The 15,010-nt window shown below is 39.5% G+C and carries 16 protein-coding genes, 1 tRNA gene and 1 pseudogene; 11 read left to right on the plus strand and 7 right to left on the minus strand.

Annotated features, from left to right (window positions below; all coding sequences use genetic code 11):
- Window positions 1-100: 100 nt before the first annotated feature.
- On the minus strand, window positions 101-328 hold the full coding sequence (locus FTU03_RS14920; RefSeq protein ID WP_257225643.1) for a hypothetical protein: 228 nt from the start codon (window positions 326-328) through the stop codon (window positions 101-103).
- 134 nt (window positions 329-462) lie between these two features.
- Window positions 463-651: a hypothetical protein gene (locus FTU03_RS14925; protein ID WP_159124506.1), complete on the minus strand. Its 189-nt coding sequence runs from the start codon at window positions 649-651 to the stop codon at window positions 463-465.
- A 1,031-nt stretch (window positions 652-1,682) separates the two neighbouring features.
- Between FTU03_RS14925 and FTU03_RS14930 the strand changes: the two genes are divergently transcribed.
- Complete coding sequence (locus FTU03_RS14930) at window positions 1,683-1,856, plus strand: hypothetical protein (protein WP_179993406.1); 174 nt, start codon at window positions 1,683-1,685, stop codon at window positions 1,854-1,856.
- A 62-nt stretch (window positions 1,857-1,918) separates the two neighbouring features.
- Here the strand turns inward: FTU03_RS14930 and FTU03_RS14935 are convergent.
- Window positions 1,919-1,994: transfer RNA gene (locus FTU03_RS14935), tRNA-Arg, on the minus strand.
- 189 nt (window positions 1,995-2,183) lie between these two features.
- Here FTU03_RS14935 and FTU03_RS14940 point away from each other — a divergent pair.
- The 7 genes from FTU03_RS14940 (at window position 2,184) to FTU03_RS14970 (ending at window position 8,261) form a co-directional block, all read left to right on the plus strand.
- The gene (locus tag FTU03_RS14940) at window positions 2,184-3,119 is read left to right on the plus strand and encodes an ABC transporter ATP-binding protein (protein WP_179993405.1); all 936 of its coding nucleotides are present in this window, start codon (window positions 2,184-2,186) and stop codon (window positions 3,117-3,119) included.
- The gene (locus FTU03_RS14945) at window positions 3,116-3,889 is read left to right on the plus strand and encodes an ABC transporter permease (protein ID WP_159124083.1); all 774 of its coding nucleotides are present in this window, start codon (window positions 3,116-3,118) and stop codon (window positions 3,887-3,889) included. Before FTU03_RS14940 ends, FTU03_RS14945 begins: the two co-directional genes overlap by 4 nt.
- Entirely contained in the window at window positions 3,889-4,704 is an 816-nt protein-coding gene (gene queF, locus FTU03_RS14950) for an NADPH-dependent 7-cyano-7-deazaguanine reductase QueF (protein ID WP_179993404.1), read from the plus strand. Before FTU03_RS14945 ends, queF begins: the two co-directional genes overlap by 1 nt.
- Window positions 4,705-4,723: 19 nt before the next feature.
- Window positions 4,724-5,377 (plus strand): hypothetical protein, encoded by a 654-nt coding sequence (locus FTU03_RS14955; protein WP_004784477.1) that lies wholly within the window; start codon window positions 4,724-4,726, stop codon window positions 5,375-5,377.
- Between the two features lie 290 nt (window positions 5,378-5,667).
- Window positions 5,668-6,669 (plus strand): lytic murein transglycosylase B, encoded by a 1,002-nt coding sequence (gene mltB, locus FTU03_RS14960; RefSeq protein WP_159124080.1) that lies wholly within the window; start codon window positions 5,668-5,670, stop codon window positions 6,667-6,669.
- A gap of 289 nt (window positions 6,670-6,958) precedes the next feature.
- Complete coding sequence (locus FTU03_RS14965) at window positions 6,959-7,573, plus strand: septal ring lytic transglycosylase RlpA family protein (protein WP_004784482.1); 615 nt, start codon at window positions 6,959-6,961, stop codon at window positions 7,571-7,573.
- Between the two features lie 232 nt (window positions 7,574-7,805).
- Complete coding sequence (locus FTU03_RS14970; RefSeq protein WP_179993403.1) at window positions 7,806-8,261, plus strand: DUF962 domain-containing protein; 456 nt, start codon at window positions 7,806-7,808, stop codon at window positions 8,259-8,261.
- A gap of 45 nt (window positions 8,262-8,306) precedes the next feature.
- On the opposite strand, the gene FTU03_RS14975 is transcribed toward FTU03_RS14970, so the two are convergent.
- The 3 genes from FTU03_RS14975 to rpsB form a co-directional block, all read right to left on the minus strand.
- Entirely contained in the window at window positions 8,307-8,813 is a 507-nt protein-coding gene (locus tag FTU03_RS14975; protein ID WP_179993402.1) for a DUF3465 domain-containing protein, read from the minus strand.
- A gap of 74 nt (window positions 8,814-8,887) precedes the next feature.
- Window positions 8,888-9,763 (minus strand): translation elongation factor Ts, encoded by an 876-nt coding sequence (tsf, locus tag FTU03_RS14980; protein WP_004784491.1) that lies wholly within the window; start codon window positions 9,761-9,763, stop codon window positions 8,888-8,890.
- A gap of 141 nt (window positions 9,764-9,904) precedes the next feature.
- Window positions 9,905-10,651 carry a 30S ribosomal protein S2 gene (rpsB, locus tag FTU03_RS14985; RefSeq protein ID WP_004784492.1) on the minus strand — a complete coding sequence of 249 codons (747 nt, stop codon included), beginning with the start codon at window positions 10,649-10,651 and terminating at the stop codon, window positions 9,905-9,907.
- 207 nt (window positions 10,652-10,858) lie between these two features.
- Here rpsB and map point away from each other — a divergent pair, with 207 nt between their 5' ends.
- Window positions 10,859-11,686 carry a type I methionyl aminopeptidase gene (gene map / locus FTU03_RS14990; protein WP_004784494.1) on the plus strand — a complete coding sequence of 276 codons (828 nt, stop codon included), beginning with the start codon at window positions 10,859-10,861 and terminating at the stop codon, window positions 11,684-11,686.
- 253 nt (window positions 11,687-11,939) lie between these two features.
- The gene (locus FTU03_RS14995; RefSeq protein ID WP_005236666.1) at window positions 11,940-13,175 is read left to right on the plus strand and encodes a pyridoxal phosphate-dependent aminotransferase; all 1,236 of its coding nucleotides are present in this window, start codon (window positions 11,940-11,942) and stop codon (window positions 13,173-13,175) included.
- A 44-nt stretch (window positions 13,176-13,219) separates the two neighbouring features.
- On the opposite strand, the gene FTU03_RS15000 is transcribed toward FTU03_RS14995, so the two are convergent.
- Window positions 13,220-14,482, minus strand: coding sequence for an MATE family efflux transporter (locus FTU03_RS15000; RefSeq protein WP_373684508.1), 1,263 nt, complete (start codon window positions 14,480-14,482; stop codon window positions 13,220-13,222).
- Between the two features lie 443 nt (window positions 14,483-14,925).
- Between FTU03_RS15000 and FTU03_RS15005 the strand changes: the two are divergent.
- Window positions 14,926-15,010: pseudogene (locus FTU03_RS15005) on the plus strand (IS5/IS1182 family transposase); the annotation flags it as partial.

Raw genomic sequence — 15,010 nt, forward strand, 5'->3', positions numbered from 1 at the left:
TCATGAAATACGGTATTCTGATGTGACAAAACCTGAATCCTGGTCGTTAAAGTGTTTGTTTGCACTCATATTTTAACTGTTAGGACTCAGGTTTTTTTATTTAAAGCAAACTATGGGACAGCAGTGGTCTGCCCCCTATTTTTGAACCGGCATAGCCAAAAGCTAAATAATACTGACTTATTAGGTTTTCTTGAGCATGATAAGGTGTAGTCGTAATAACTGCTTTATCTTTTGGAGCAGGATTACCATGTTGAATAGCTAAAGGTGTATTCGCTCCAGCAACTGAAGAAGCCCCAATCATCAACCCAATGAATAATAATTTTTTCATATCTATGTCTCATTTTTATTATGAGAATAAGATACTAATTTTTAAGAGAAAAACCACTCTATGTGACTAGATTCCTATTCTTTCCCCTGTACTCAAATATACATGAGAAGATAAATGCTTTTGGTCAATATATGCTATTGACCTTTAATCATGAATAATTGTTTTGCATTTTCTTTAGCCAAGATTGACATGAGTAGTGATGCTACAATTAATAAAATTCCAATAATTACTAAACGCACTTCTTGATGAATAAATCCTGTAATCAAGGCAATTACAGCAAGAAGGATGAAAACACCAACTGATCCCATTTTTAGTATGTTCATTATTAACCCCTTATTATTTCTATTTTTTAGATTTATTTTCTTCATCTTATTAAATGATGCATTACTGATTTTAAGAAGCCTCTTTCCCCCTCCCTAGTATTTTTATCTTTACATGAAATAGATCATCTTTCCTTCGTCCTGAAAGGATCTTTTAAGCTGTTTTTACACGCTTGTAAGACTAGGCTTGCAGCCACAATGGACAATAGACCGATTATTCCAAATATAAAATCACTGAGGATTACACCTACAATAATGGATGTGAGAGCACATATAAGAAGAATTAACAACAGCCCAATTTGTAGAATTTGCATAAAAAATCCCCTAATTAATTGTATAATCATTCCACTTTGTATGCAATTTGTAAATAATATTTTTAAAATTTTATAAATTATTATTTGATAAAAATTTTCTGCTGAGGATATTCCTTCTAAAATTTTAGCTATCTAAGTTTCTTTCCAAAAATAAAATTTTCAATATTAAATTATTATTTTCAACAACTTAAATCAACATATCATTTTTTTATTTAAAGATTTTTTCTTTTCATTTTCTCAAATGAGATATATAAAGTTAGAATTCTCAAATGTGTATCAATTCTTATGAAAAATTCCAATTTTTAGCTTTAAAAAATTGGCAAAATACATCATTTAAGCATGCAAAAAATTTAGGATAATTATGATTGGGTCGTAACAAAGGCTTCATCATATAACGACTTATTTCTAACCGTTGTGTTAAATGATGAAAATAGTGGCATATATATTTATAGCATGATGAATTACATGAACTATGAACTTAGAATAAATTAATTTATAAAACTTATATTTTTACTTAAATCTTCATTTACTTCTATCTACCTTGAAGAATTTTTCAATTACAAAAGTAATCTTACATTCGCAACAATACCTAGAATCAAATCATTTCTAAATACAACAATGTAATTCATCCACTTTTATAGAATTAAAGGACTAGGGTATAGAATTAAAGGACTAGGGCGACTTATACATATATATATTCTCAACAAGAGGTAATTCCCGATGGCTAAACCAGATGAAGAACTGAATGAAGAGTTTCCAGAAGAAGAATTAGATCCACAAGAGAAACAGGATCGAGAGATTCAACGCGGTCAGTTAGGGGTGAATCAAGACCCTCAGGTTAAAAGAGATCAAATACGTCAAAAACATCAGGATGAAGAGGAAGAGAATCCATAATTTATTTTATAGATCTGAAATTGATTTTTTAATCTAATGAGGAAAGTGAACTTATAAAATGATGGTGCGGCCAGCGGGACTCGAACCCACGCCACAGGCTTCGGAGACCTGTACTCTATCCAGTTGAGCTATGGCCGCAGCTTTTTGGAATGCGCACATCATAACAAAAATTCGCATAAGGTAAAGCAACTATCTATAACTTCGTTATTTTTATGCCTATCCTTTATACAGTGTGCCAAAACAGCAACAGAGAATTCCATGTGAATGACTTGGTTTATTCTGCAAGATCACTCACAATATCTCAACTTTTCACCATTTGAGATCTCTATGACTGATGCGCTGACATTAAGGGATTTGTCGAAGACCTATGGAAATGGTTTTCAGGCACTTAAAGGAATCAACTTAACTGTACCTGAAGGTGAATTCTATGCCCTGTTAGGACCTAATGGCGCGGGCAAGTCCACTACTATTGGTATTATCAGTTCATTAACAAGAAAAACCTCTGGAACCGTTGAGATTTTTGGCCACAATCTGGATACCCACCCTTCTGAAGCCAAACAATGTCTAGGTGTGGTGCCCCAAGAATTTAACTTTGCCCAGTTTGAAAAAACCTTTGATATTCTGGTCACTCAAGCCGGTTATTATGGTATTCCTAAAAAAGTTGCCCAAGCGCGCGCTGAAGAATATTTAAATAAACTGGGTCTTTGGGAAAAACGCTCTACCCAAGCTCGTATGCTTTCCGGTGGTATGAAACGTCGCCTGATGATCGCTCGTGCGATGATGCATGAACCAAAATTACTGATTCTGGATGAACCGACCGCCGGTGTAGATATCGAATTGCGTCGTTCCATGTGGGATTTTCTTAATGAAATGAACGGTAATGGTACTTCTATTATTTTAACGACTCATTATCTGGAAGAAGCAGAGATGTTGTGTCGTCGGATTGCGATTATCGACCGTGGTGTGATCAAAGAAGATACCACCATGAAGAACTTCCTGAATCAGCTTAATGAAGAATCCTTTATCTTCGATCTGGCTGCGCCTATTGAGCCATTAAATATTGAAATTATTGGTGTGAAATTTAATTTAGTTGATCCAATGACCCTAGAAGTGACACTGGATAAAGCACACAGTATGAATGATCTGTTCCAGTTACTGGAATCACAGAACATTCAGGTACGCAGTATGCGTAACAAGTCAAACCGCTTAGAAGAACTGTTTGTGAAAATGGTCGAGAAAAATCTGGATGGAGCTGTACAATGAATATAAATCAGCTCGGCGTCGCCTTATATACCATCGTTCATAAAGAAGTTCGCCGTTTTATGCGGATCTGGCCACAAACTCTGCTGCCGCCTGCCATTACCATGAGTTTATATTTCGTGATCTTCGGTAATCTGGTCGGTTCACGTATTGGGGAAATGGGCGGCTATAGTTATATGGAGTTTATTGTCCCTGGTCTGATTATGATGGCGGTGATTACTAATAGTTATGCCAACGTTTCTTCCAGCTTCTTTAGCTCAAAATTTCAGAAAAGCATTGAAGAGCTAATTATGAGCCCTGTACCTTTACATGCCATTTTATGGGGCTATGTATTGGGTGGTGTAATTCGTGGTCTGTTTGTTGCCATTATTGTCAGTGCCATGAGCCTGTTTTTTGCAGACCTTTATATTACTAACTGGTTTGTGACTATATATACAGTACTCATTACCTCGCTATTATTCTCTCTAGGCGGTTTTATTAATGCTGTCTATGCCAAATCTTTTGATGATATCTCGATCATCCCGACTTTTGTACTTACACCACTGACCTATTTAGGCGGTGTATTTTATGCGATTTCAGCCTTAAGTCCGTTCTGGCAAAATCTCTCTTTAGTTAACCCGATCGTGTATATGGTCAATGCGTTCCGTTTCGGCATTTTAGGTCATAGTGATGTCAATGTTTCCGTTTCATTGGTCGTGATTACTTTCTGGTGTGCCGTGCTTTACGGTATTGCTTACTATTTATTGTCTCGTGGTTCAGGAATGCGTGAATAATGAGTGTAGAACATTCTCTCCTTGGTAAAGACACCAACTACCCAACAGAGTATCAACCCGATATTTTGTTCCCGATTTCTCGTGCGCCTGCCCGTGAAAAATATGCCCATGTTGAAGCTATTCAGCAAGGCAAAGACTGGTGGCATGTTTTTGAAATTTCTTGGTTAAATGCTGCCGGTGTGCCTCAAGTGGCGATTGGTCGGATTACCCTGCCAGCATTTTCCCCAAATCTCATTGAATCAAAGTCTTTAAAGCTGTATTTCAATAGTCTGAACTTTACCAAGTTTGATTCGAAAGAGGCCTTTATTGCAACTGTAGAAAAAGATCTCTCAAAAGCTGCCGATGCTGAAATTACTTTAGATCTTTTCCATGTCGATGAACTGGAAATTTCCAAGCCTGAAGGTATCTGTATTGATGACCTGACTCCGGAACGCCTGGAAAATCATCCAGATGCTTCTTTATTGTCTTTAGATCAGCAAAGCGATGAAAATATCGAAGTGCAACTCTATTCACATTTATTAAGAAGTAACTGTCCAGTCACTGGACAACCGGACTGGGGTACAGTATTTATACGCTATCAGGGCAAAAAACCTTGTTATAAGAGTATTTTGGCTTATATTATTTCTTACCGTCAGCATAACGGTTTCCACGAACAATGTGTGGAACAGATGTTTGCCGATATTTGGCAAAATCTGAAACCGGAAAAGCTGATGGTATATGCGACCTATACACGCCGTGGTGGATTGGATATCAACCCTTGTCGTGTATCGGATTCCACATGGATGCCTCGCCCTATTCGTTTAGCGCGACAATAAAAAACATTGAGGTTTAAGAATGCCTTTTTTTGGTTTTATTCCTTCTGCAGAACTATTAAATACAATTCAGACTGCACAGAAAAATAAAAACTCGAGTGAACCACTTTATCCACTGCGTGATAAAACCGCATTAATGATTAATGATGAAATTATTGATGCGATTCTCACGGAACTAGTACGCCGTTTTCCTGCAAGCGAAAAACGCGATACGGCAGAAAAACTGGCGGGCTATATCAAGTCCACTGTAGCAGTGTTACTGAAACAGTTGCTGGGTAAAGCACCAAATGAAGTCGTCAAGGAGTCGATTGCTTTTTCTGAGCGCAGCCTGTTTAAAGATCCGGAAGGAAATTTCCGTATTGGTGAACCTCTGGATGCCAATCTGGTCACCAATCTAAAACACCATTATGCAGAATTAAAAGCTGGCCAAAGTGTCGATAAGCAGAGTCTCAGCAATCTGTACAAACAGTTTGGTGAAGCGACTGTACGTCATTTCATGGTCGACTTTAATAAAACCTTAGATTTAGGCATGATTAAACGCAAGGCTGCTGATATTGGTGCTTCAGCGGTAATCAAAGCGATTAATATTGCAGCAGATAAAATCATCCTGAATTTAAATAAGGATGAACTTCAGGCAATGGCAGAATATCACGACACCCTATTCTTTACTGAATAAAGCCGCATATTTATTCAAATAATGCAGATTAAGCCTGACTTCGGTCAGGCTTTTTTTGTGGCTTAAGAAATAGCTTGTTACAGTTATTGTGAACTAAAATACAAAATGCTGAAAAAACAACCAACCCTTTCCTGTTTTTAAGGGAGTTTATATGACTCCTATTCATCAGAATGTTATCTTTAATATTGCCTCTAATGCCAGAAAATTGAGAAAAGTGAATTGATCTTTTTCATGGCACGATTCAAATGACATAGCCACAAACCTATCAAAAAATTGGAAATCATACCAAGATGTTGAAATCGAATTTTTATAAAAAATTGAAGCAGCTTTCGATCCTTGTCAGTGCATTCGGACTCAGTAGTTTAAGCCTGGCCAACGATTTTCAATATCATCCCTCTTATGCCAGTTTCAAGCAAAACACTATGCAGACCTATGGTCTAAGTGCCCAGCAAGTAGACAGTGCAATGACGGGAGCAAAAAATCTTCCAAATATTATCAATATCATGAATCGTCCAGGTGAAAGTAAGCCTTGGTATGCCTATAAGACCAATTTTCTGTCTGAAGGTACGATTCAACGTGGTGTACGTTTCAAGCAGCAATATGCTGCAACACTAAATCGCGCTGAGCAGCAGTTTGGTGTACCACAATCGATCATTTTGGGTATTTTGGGGGTAGAGACCGGTTTTGGCAGCAACAAGGGTTCATTTGTGACCCGTGATGCACTGGCAACTCTTGGCTTTGGTTATGAACGTCGTGCGCAATACTTCCAGGATGAACTGGCGGCATTGATCGCATGGTCATATAAAGATGGTGTGTCAGCATCCTCGATCGTGGGTTCTTATGCAGGTGCTGTGGGCTATCCGCAGTTTATGCCAAGTAATATTCCAAAGTATGGGGTCGACTATGATGGCAATGGCCATATCGATCTGCGCAATTCTGCGGTAGATGCGATTGGTTCAATTGCAAACTATCTGGCTCAAAATGGCTGGCAACGTGATCAGCCAATTGCCTTCCCTGCCCGTTATAGCGGTTCGAATCCTGATTCTGTCATCGCCAAAGATCTAACTCAGCCAACACCTTATGGAGTAATCAAAACCCAAGGAATCAGTCCGATGAATCCGATTGTTCGTATTGATGATCTTGATATGGTCAATGTCATTCAATTACAAGAAAATTACGGACCGATTTACTATATTACTTATCCGAATTTTCAAGTGATTACCACGTACAATCGTAGTCGTATGTATGCCACTGCATTGTGGCTTTTAGGTACAGAAATTACGAGCCGATAACAGTAAAAATTACTACATACTATTAAAGTCAAGATTTTTATTAAACAAAATGCCTAAATTTTAGGCATTTTTTACGCCTTGTTACAATATTGATTATTTTTTAATCACTCATTGTTTATTTTGCGTACTTTTTTTAACTATTTTAATTAAATACTAGACAGCCAGTTGCCAGCATGAATATTATCCAATTCGTTAAATGTAGTTGCATAAGTTAAATATCAGGCATGTTTATAGGGTTATCAGCTACTTAGGCCCAATCTAATGAAACATGCTGTTAGGAGTTGATTCAATGCATTCTTCTTTTCTGAAGTATTTTATGGCCATTGCCGCGACCGTTACCCTAACGCAATCGCAAGCAGATATGGTTCAGTCGTCATCATTCAATAATGATCATGACAATTCGCGTCTTGCAGCGCGTGTATTAAATAAAGAAGCTCAAAGCTTCAATTCAAATTTCACAAATTTGAACAGCCTTTCAATCACTGAGCGTTCTGGCGATAAAGTTCGTCGTCAAACCATTGCAGCAAAAATTGCAATTCCTGCAGAAGAGCCTTCAGTGATTGAGAAACTGAACAATGTTGCTTCAAACACAGTTCGTAAATTCAGTCAGACAGGTACAGCATCTTGGTATGGCCGTCAGTTCCATGGCCGTAAAACTGCCAGTGGTGAAACATTCGATATGAATGCAATGACTGCTGCACACCGTAGCCTGCCATTAAACTGCTTTATCCGCGTGACCAACAAAAACAATGGTAAGAGTGTGGTTGTGAAGGTGAATGACCGTGGTCCATTCCATGGCAACCGTGTTCTAGATTTATCTTACGGTGCTGCTAAACAGCTTGGTATTACCAATGCGGGTACTGCACATGTCAATATTGAGCGTGTAGATGGGCCAAACTCATAAGATTTGACCGCTCTACATTTAACTCAAAAGCCACAGTCATGTGGCTTTTTTATTTGGTGATGTAGAGCAAGCATTCGACTTGCTTTTATCCTTAATACTGGCGATGTTATTCCATTCAGGTATAAGCCTTCTCTAACCCTTATCAACCCACTATCGATTTCATTTTGACCATACCTCCAAACTGTTTTATATTTTGAAAACTGACAGTACGTTCATGGATGGGAGCGATAGAATGAAAACAATATCCGAATGGTTAGATGAATATAGTGAAAGTCATCAAAACAAAACCAACAAACTGATCCATTGGGTCTGCGTGCCTGCCATCTATTTTTCCATTATTGGCATCATGGCGCACTTTAGCGCTTTACTGACTGCCCTGCTCCTGGTTCTGGCTTTTGTGTTTTATGCACGTCTAGATATTGTACTGGCTGTAGCAATGGCAGCTTTAACCCTGATGATGGCTTGGTTCATCTGGGTTTTACCTGTAGGTGTGGGCTTCTTTATAGCCTTGTTTGTTTTTGCCTGGATTGGGCAATTTTATGGACATAAAGTTGAAGGTAAAAAGCCTTCTTTCTTCAAAGACCTTCAATTCCTTCTCATTGGCCCGTTATGGTGCATGGATGCCTATTTAGGCAAAGTCCTACCTAAATGGAAATCTCGTCAATCTGAGGCAATACAGTGCGCTTAAAGCGTATGTAATATCATTACATTTATAAAACCAAGGAAAATTCCCTTATTGATAGGTTTTTCCTTGGTGTTTTAACCAACCGCTGATGTGCTTATTAGATGGATCATGATGGGTCCAATGAATCACCCCACCTTTGTCGCTATATTCATACTCACCAAAAAACTCAACCTGATCCCCTTTTTGCATATTCTGGATGCGTGGCGCCAGATCAATATTGTGCGCAACTAATACAGTTTGACCAGTGGATAATTCCAGAATAAATTTCTGATGACGGGAACCTTCATTATCATCTTTTAATAACACTACCACCTTACCGCTCGCCTGAACCTGAAGATCACTTTGTCTTTGCTGGTAAGCTTGCTCTATACGCTGGGTATCATCAGAAACCTTATGGGTACTTTTTTGAACATGAGTCTGCTCTCGAAACGCAACTTCTGCTGAAGGTACAAAAGTATTGGTCGGTTGTTTAGATTCTGATAAATCCAGACCTAAATAAGCAGCCAACAAAAGTGCAATGACAGCCCCGATCCCCATATTGGTTTTATTTGCCATAATTTCTCTTTGATTATTCTTTATTTAGTCACAAAAAAAGCCCCATTCAGGGCTTTTTCTAATTCGTTACTGAATTATTTTGCAGCAGCCTGAGCAGCAGCAACTTCTTCAGCGAAAGAAAGCTCAGCTTTTTTCTCGATACCTTCACCGACTTCGAAACGAACGAAGTTAGCAACAGTAGTACCAGTCGCTTTAAGAACTTCAGCAACTTTCTTGTCGTTGTCGATTACGTATTGTTGACGCTCAAGAACAACTTCGTTCAGGTATTTCTCAACAGAACCTACAACCATTTTCTCAACGATGTTTGCTGGTTTGCCAGATTCAAGTGCTTTTGCTTCAGCGATTTCTTTTTCTTTCGCGATAAGGTCAGCAGGAACTTGTTCAGCATTTACAGCAACCGGGTTGAATGCAGCAATGTGCATTGCCAAGCCTTTACCAGTTTCAGCATCACCTGAGTAAGATACAACAACACCGATACGAAGACCGTGTTTGTAAACAGCAAGGTTTTCACCTTCAACAATTTTCGCACGACGTACTTGGATGTTTTCACCGATTTTTTGAACTAGCGCAATACGAGCTTCTTCTACAGTAGCGCCATCTTCAAGTTTAAGTTCAGCGATTTTAGCAGCGTCAGTTTCGTTTGCAGCAAGTGCAGCAGCAGCAACTTTCGCAGAGAAACCAGCAAAGTTTTCGTCTTTAGCAACGAAGTCAGTTTGGCAGTTTACTTCTAGAAGGATTGCTTTGTTGCCTTCTTGAGCAATTGTGATCGCGCCGTCAGCAGCAATGTTACCAGCTTTTTTAGCTGCTTTTGCTTGACCAGATTTACGAAGGTTGTCGATCGCTAATTCGATGTCACCACCAGCTTCTGTCAAAGCTTTTTTACATTCCATCATTGCTAGACCAGTACGATCACGCAGTTCTTTAACCATGCTTGCTGTAACTGCAGTCATGTTTATCTCCTAAATTCGGTAGAAAATGAATTCTTTTTAGAACAGAAACGGCCCAGAGGATTCTCATGGGCCGCCTGCATACATAACGCTTACTTTGCCACCATCACGTGTCGCAAAAATGACAAGCTAGCGTCTAACGCATTAAGCCTCAGAAGCAGGAGCTTCTTCTGCTTTAGCTTGTGCATTTGCTTGTGATTGAGCATATTCTTTACCAGCAAGAATCGCATCAGCCATAGCAGAAGCATAAAGTGTTACTGCACGGATCGCATCGTCGTTACCCGGAATAACGTAGTCTACGTTGTCTGGGTTAGAGTTAGTATCAACGATACCGATTACAGGAATACCAAGGTTTTTAGCTTCTTTAATTGCAATCGCTTCGTGATCAACGTCGATTACGAATAATGCGTCAGGTAAACCACCCATGTTTTTAACGCCGCCTAAAGCACGTTCAAGTTTTTCCATCTCACGGCTACGTTCTAAAGCTTCACGTTTAGTAAGTTTAGCGAAAGTACCGTCTTGAGATTGAGTTTGAAGGTCTTTTAAACGGTTGATAGATTGGCGAAGAGTTTTCCAGTTCGTCAACATACCACCTAACCAACGGTGATCTACGTATGGTTGACCAGCGCGTTGAGCTTGTTCACGGATGATTGCAGAAGCAGCACGTTTAGTACCAACGAACAAAACTTTGTTCTTTTTGCTAGCCAATTGGTTAGCGAAGTTCAAAGCATCATTTAACGCAGGAACAGTGTGCTCAAGGTTGATGATGTGAATTTTGTTACGCGCGCCAAAGATGTATTGACGCATTTTTGGGTTCCAGAAACGAGTTTGGTGACCAAAGTGCGCGCCAGCTTGTAGAAGGTCGCGCATGCTTACGTTGTAATCTGCCATTTTCTTTACCTTAAAGTTTGGGTTAGGCCTCCATATATCCGCATTCTCCACCCTTGCGGGCACCCAGAGTAATGTGACGATATATGTGCGGATTTTTAATACACCATTCAATCAGCCTCGCAAATATATTCACGAAAAAGCATTTGATAAAATGGGCGGCTATTTATACCATAGTCACATACAAATTTCCAAAAGTTTTTAGAGATCATGAACACTACTTATCAAGCTCCCCGTCGTTTAATCAAATCCGCTGAAGATATCGAAAAGATGCGTATCGCTGGACGACTGGCTGCAGAAGTGTTGGATATGATCAAACCGCATATCAAACCCGGCGTAACGACACTGGAATTGGATACGATTTGTCATGACTATATTGTAAATGTGCAGAATGCCATTCCTGCATGTTTAGGTTATGGTGCAGCGCCTGGCCGCCCTGCTTTCCAGCATACAATCTGTACATCTGTAAACCATGTGGTCTGTCACGGGATCCCATCTGAAAACAAGATCCTGAAAAAAGGCGATATTTTAAACATTGACGTCACTGTCATCAAAGATGGTTTCCATGGGGATACCAATATGATGTACATCGTGGGTGGTGAAACTTCAATCCTGGCAAACCGTCTGTGCAAAGTCGCTCAAGAAGCCATGTATCGTGGTATGGCTGTGGTGAAACCAGGTGCTACTATTGGTGACATTGGTCATGCGATTCAAAAATATGTTGAATCTGAACGCTTTAGCGTTGTCCGTGAATACTGTGGCCATGGCATCGGTACGACTTTCCATGATGAACCACAAGTTCTGCACTATGGTCAACCAGATACCGGTATGGTTCTTGAAGAAGGTATGACTTTTACGATTGAACCAATGGTGAATGCCGGTGTTTGGCAAACCAAACTGCTGGGTGATAAATGGACTGTGGTCACTAAAGACCATAAATTATCGGCTCAATATGAGCACACTCTTTTGGTAACAAAAAATGGCATTGAAGTGCTGACTGCCCGTCCTGAAGAAGATTTGTCACGTTTTAGTGCATAACAACAACACTTTCTCACATAAATGGCCACTTTAAAGTGGCCATTTTTAGTTTATATTTCCCCTATTATTCTCATCCTCAAAGCATATTCTTAGTTCATGTCTATCTAAACTACCTATCGATGTTCAAGATAAGGTTGCACTGATTCAGCATTTTTTTCGTATATTTTTCCAAATTCTTTTGCCCAATGTGCACCATTTTAGGCTAAGATAATGTGCTTTTTATTTTTTAATCCCTATAAGAAGGAATACTGCCGTGGACGTACGTCTCTCTGATCGTGTGAATGCCATCAAACCGTCCCCTACGCTTGCTGTGACAAATAAGGCTGCTGAACTGAAAGCTGCTGGTCACAACGTTATTGGTTTGGGCGCAGGTGAGCCAGATTTTGATACCCCTCAACACATCAAAGATGCAGCAATTGCAGCAATTAACAACGGTTTCACCAAATACACCGCTGTTGATGGTACGCCAGGTCTTAAAAAAGCAATTATTGCTAAATTAAAACGTGACAATAACCTTGACTATCAAGCAAACCAAATCCTGGTTTCTTGTGGTGGTAAACAGTCTTTCTTTAACTTGGCACTTGCTTTGTTAAACAAAGGTGATGAAGTGATCATTCCTGCTCCATTCTGGGTAAGCTATCCAGATATGGTGATCATTGCTGAAGGTACACCAGTAATCGTGAAATGTGGTGAAGAACAACGTTTTAAAATTACTCCTGAGCAATTAGAAGCTGCGATCACTGACAAAACTCGTCTAGTGGTATTAAACAGCCCTTCTAACCCGACTGGCATGATCTACACTAAAGCTGAATTAGAAGCTTTAGCTGCAGTACTGCGTAAATACCCAGAAGTATTCATCGCATCTGATGACATGTACGAACCAATCCGCTGGGAAGATGAATTCTACAACATCGCAACTGTTGCCCCAGACCTTTACGACCGCACTATCGTATTAAACGGTGTGTCTAAAGCATATGCAATGACAGGCTGGCGTATCGGCTATGCAGCGGGCCCTGCTAAACTGATCGGTGCGATGAAAAAAATCCAGTCTCAGTCAACTTCTAACCCAACTTCTATTTCACAAGTTGCTGCAGAAGCTGCATTGAATGGTCCTCAAGACGTTCTTGTACCAATGGTTGAAGCATTCAAACGTCGTCATGACCTGGTTGTGAATGGCTTGAATGACATTAAAGGTATTTCTTGCCTACCTGCTGATGGTGCATTCTATGCATACGCAAACATCAAACCATTGATTCGTGCGAAAGGCCTGAACTCTTGCACAGAATTCTCTGCTTGGTTACTGGAAGAAACTGGTGTTGCAGTCGTTCCTGGTGATGCATTCGGTCTAGGTGGTTTCATGCGTATCTCTTACGCAACTGCTGACGAAGTATTAGTTGATGCGCTTGCACGTATCAAAAAAGCTGCTGATTCTATCGAAGGCGTTGATGAGGCGATTGCTTCTATCGAAGCTGAAAAAGCTGCGAAATAATCTAATTGATTAGATAAAAAAACCCGCGATGATCGCGGGTTTTTTTATGCAGTTTGTAGATGCTTACGGTATTTAAGTCCCAAGCAAAGCAAGCACATCAATGCGGCAAAGGTATAGGAAATAGCCAGCATCCACCAGAAACCACTTATTCCTGAGACGTCCAGATTGAGATTGAAGAGCAATACTGGATGATAAGCCAAATACCAGCCTCCGCCCAATCCACCTAATAGCAGTACTCCACTAAAGATAAACATGGGGAATACCACCACTTTCCAGCAGCGCAGCATATTGACGCTAACCACCAGAATCGCATCAAAAATATGCATCCAGCACAATAAGAACATCAATGCCAGACTCACCGCAAGCACATCCTTATTATCACTAAATAGCGCCACAATCGGTTTTTGAAAAATTGCGATCAAGATCGCCAAAACAACTGCGCTTGCGACCACCACACGTAACGCTTTAAAAGTTAAATCCCAGGCAGATTGCACTTGATTTGCACCAATCCTGGTAGAGACCAGAATGCTAAAAGCAGAGCTCATCGAAAATGGCACCATAAACAGCAGGCCAGCCAAACCCATCGCTACTTGATGCGCATTCACCATTATCTCCCCCAAAGGCAAGATCAATAATGCAATCGCACTAATTGTAAAGACATCAATAAATACGACAATTGCTGAGGGTAAGCCGATTCTTAAGACTTTTAGCAAAGTTTTAAAATGGAAGAATTGTCCGGACCAGTGCACACGCAACTGCTTTTCTAGAAATATTAGGTAATACACCACTAATAGTGCCCATTGAACAGTCAGATGAGCAATGAAAGCTCCCTTAACCCCATAGGCAGGTACATAACCCTGAATCCCAAAAATCAGGCAATAGGCCAAACTCACTTTGAATATCAGATAAAAAATATTGGCATAGAACACACGCTTCGCCTCACCACAGGCTTGCGTTAAAATATATAAAATACGTACTAACAAATGCGCTGGAAGCGTCCAAGCTAGTAACCATAAACAAGGTTGAATCAAAGCCTGTAATGCACTATCTGCTTTTAACAGATGTAGCAAAGGATCTGCATGAGTTAATAGCCATCCTGCAAATACAGACAGGACGATGACAATAAGGATGCTCTGTTTCAGAATTTTTTGAATATTATCAAAAGCACGTCGCCCATATGCTTCAGCAAGTTCCTGCATCATACCCTGCAAAATCCCCGTCCCCGAAACAAATAATAAAGAATAAATAGATAAACACACAGCCATAGCAGCCACATGTTGCGGTGAGTAATGAGACAGGAAAATCATGTCAAATATTCCGACCAACATTATGATGCTATTACTCAAAAAAATCGGTACCCAAAGATGCAAAAACTGTTTCATTGCAAAATCACTCTATTCTTAATTCTTTTCTCGGGTTTTATTTTTAAACTGAATTATTTAAAATCGAGATATACAGTGGAAATCACATACAATCCTTGTGCCATAAATCTTTATATTTATTGATTTTTATAGAAAAGTTTAGTTTCTATCTTTAGTTCGCTTATAGAAAATAATAATTTATTGAGCTCAGAAACTATGAGTTTTTTTCGTTCCAATTTAACAATTTAATCAAAAGAAAGAATGATCATGACATGAAAAGCAGGATGCTATTTGAAATACGAACCTGCTGATCAGTATTTTTTAATGAGATATATGCACTTATATAGTAGACCTCTTGCGAAAGTAAAAACTGCCTCAATATAGATTTCATGAAATATCAGAAATTAAATCGTTTTTCAGATTCTGAATTCCAGCGCTTGGTTGGTGTACCTCGAGCAGTTTTTAGTGAAATGG

Source organism: Acinetobacter sp. YH12046, from assembly GCF_013419905.1.
GTDB lineage: Bacteria > Pseudomonadota > Gammaproteobacteria > Pseudomonadales > Moraxellaceae > Acinetobacter.

What these genes read in the sequence shown, in the direction of transcription:
- queF (WP_179993404.1), top strand. Translation starts at nt 3,889, where the DNA reads ATGAGTGTAGAACATTCTCTCCTTGGTAAAGACACCAACTACCCAACA.
- map (WP_004784494.1), top strand. Translation starts at nt 10,859, where the DNA reads ATGAACACTACTTATCAAGCTCCCCGTCGTTTAATCAAATCCGCTGAA.
- FTU03_RS15000 (WP_373684508.1), bottom strand. Translation starts at nt 14,482, where the DNA reads ATGATTTTCCTGTCTCATTACTCACCGCAACATGTGGCTGCTATGGCT.
- rpsB (WP_004784492.1), bottom strand. Translation starts at nt 10,651, where the DNA reads ATGGCAGATTACAACGTAAGCATGCGCGACCTTCTACAAGCTGGCGCG.
- FTU03_RS14970 (WP_179993403.1), top strand. Translation starts at nt 7,806, where the DNA reads ATGAAAACAATATCCGAATGGTTAGATGAATATAGTGAAAGTCATCAA.
- tsf (WP_004784491.1), bottom strand. Translation starts at nt 9,763, where the DNA reads ATGACTGCAGTTACAGCAAGCATGGTTAAAGAACTGCGTGATCGTACT.
- FTU03_RS14955 (WP_004784477.1), top strand. Translation starts at nt 4,724, where the DNA reads ATGCCTTTTTTTGGTTTTATTCCTTCTGCAGAACTATTAAATACAATT.
- FTU03_RS14925 (WP_159124506.1), bottom strand. Translation starts at nt 651, where the DNA reads ATGAACATACTAAAAATGGGATCAGTTGGTGTTTTCATCCTTCTTGCT.
- FTU03_RS14920 (WP_257225643.1), bottom strand. Translation starts at nt 328, where the DNA reads ATGAAAAAATTATTATTCATTGGGTTGATGATTGGGGCTTCTTCAGTT.
- mltB (WP_159124080.1), top strand. Translation starts at nt 5,668, where the DNA reads ATGTTGAAATCGAATTTTTATAAAAAATTGAAGCAGCTTTCGATCCTT.
- FTU03_RS14930 (WP_179993406.1), top strand. Translation starts at nt 1,683, where the DNA reads ATGGCTAAACCAGATGAAGAACTGAATGAAGAGTTTCCAGAAGAAGAA.
- FTU03_RS14975 (WP_179993402.1), bottom strand. Translation starts at nt 8,813, where the DNA reads ATGGCAAATAAAACCAATATGGGGATCGGGGCTGTCATTGCACTTTTG.
- FTU03_RS14940 (WP_179993405.1), top strand. Translation starts at nt 2,184, where the DNA reads ATGACTGATGCGCTGACATTAAGGGATTTGTCGAAGACCTATGGAAAT.
- FTU03_RS14945 (WP_159124083.1), top strand. Translation starts at nt 3,116, where the DNA reads ATGAATATAAATCAGCTCGGCGTCGCCTTATATACCATCGTTCATAAA.
- FTU03_RS14965 (WP_004784482.1), top strand. Translation starts at nt 6,959, where the DNA reads ATGCATTCTTCTTTTCTGAAGTATTTTATGGCCATTGCCGCGACCGTT.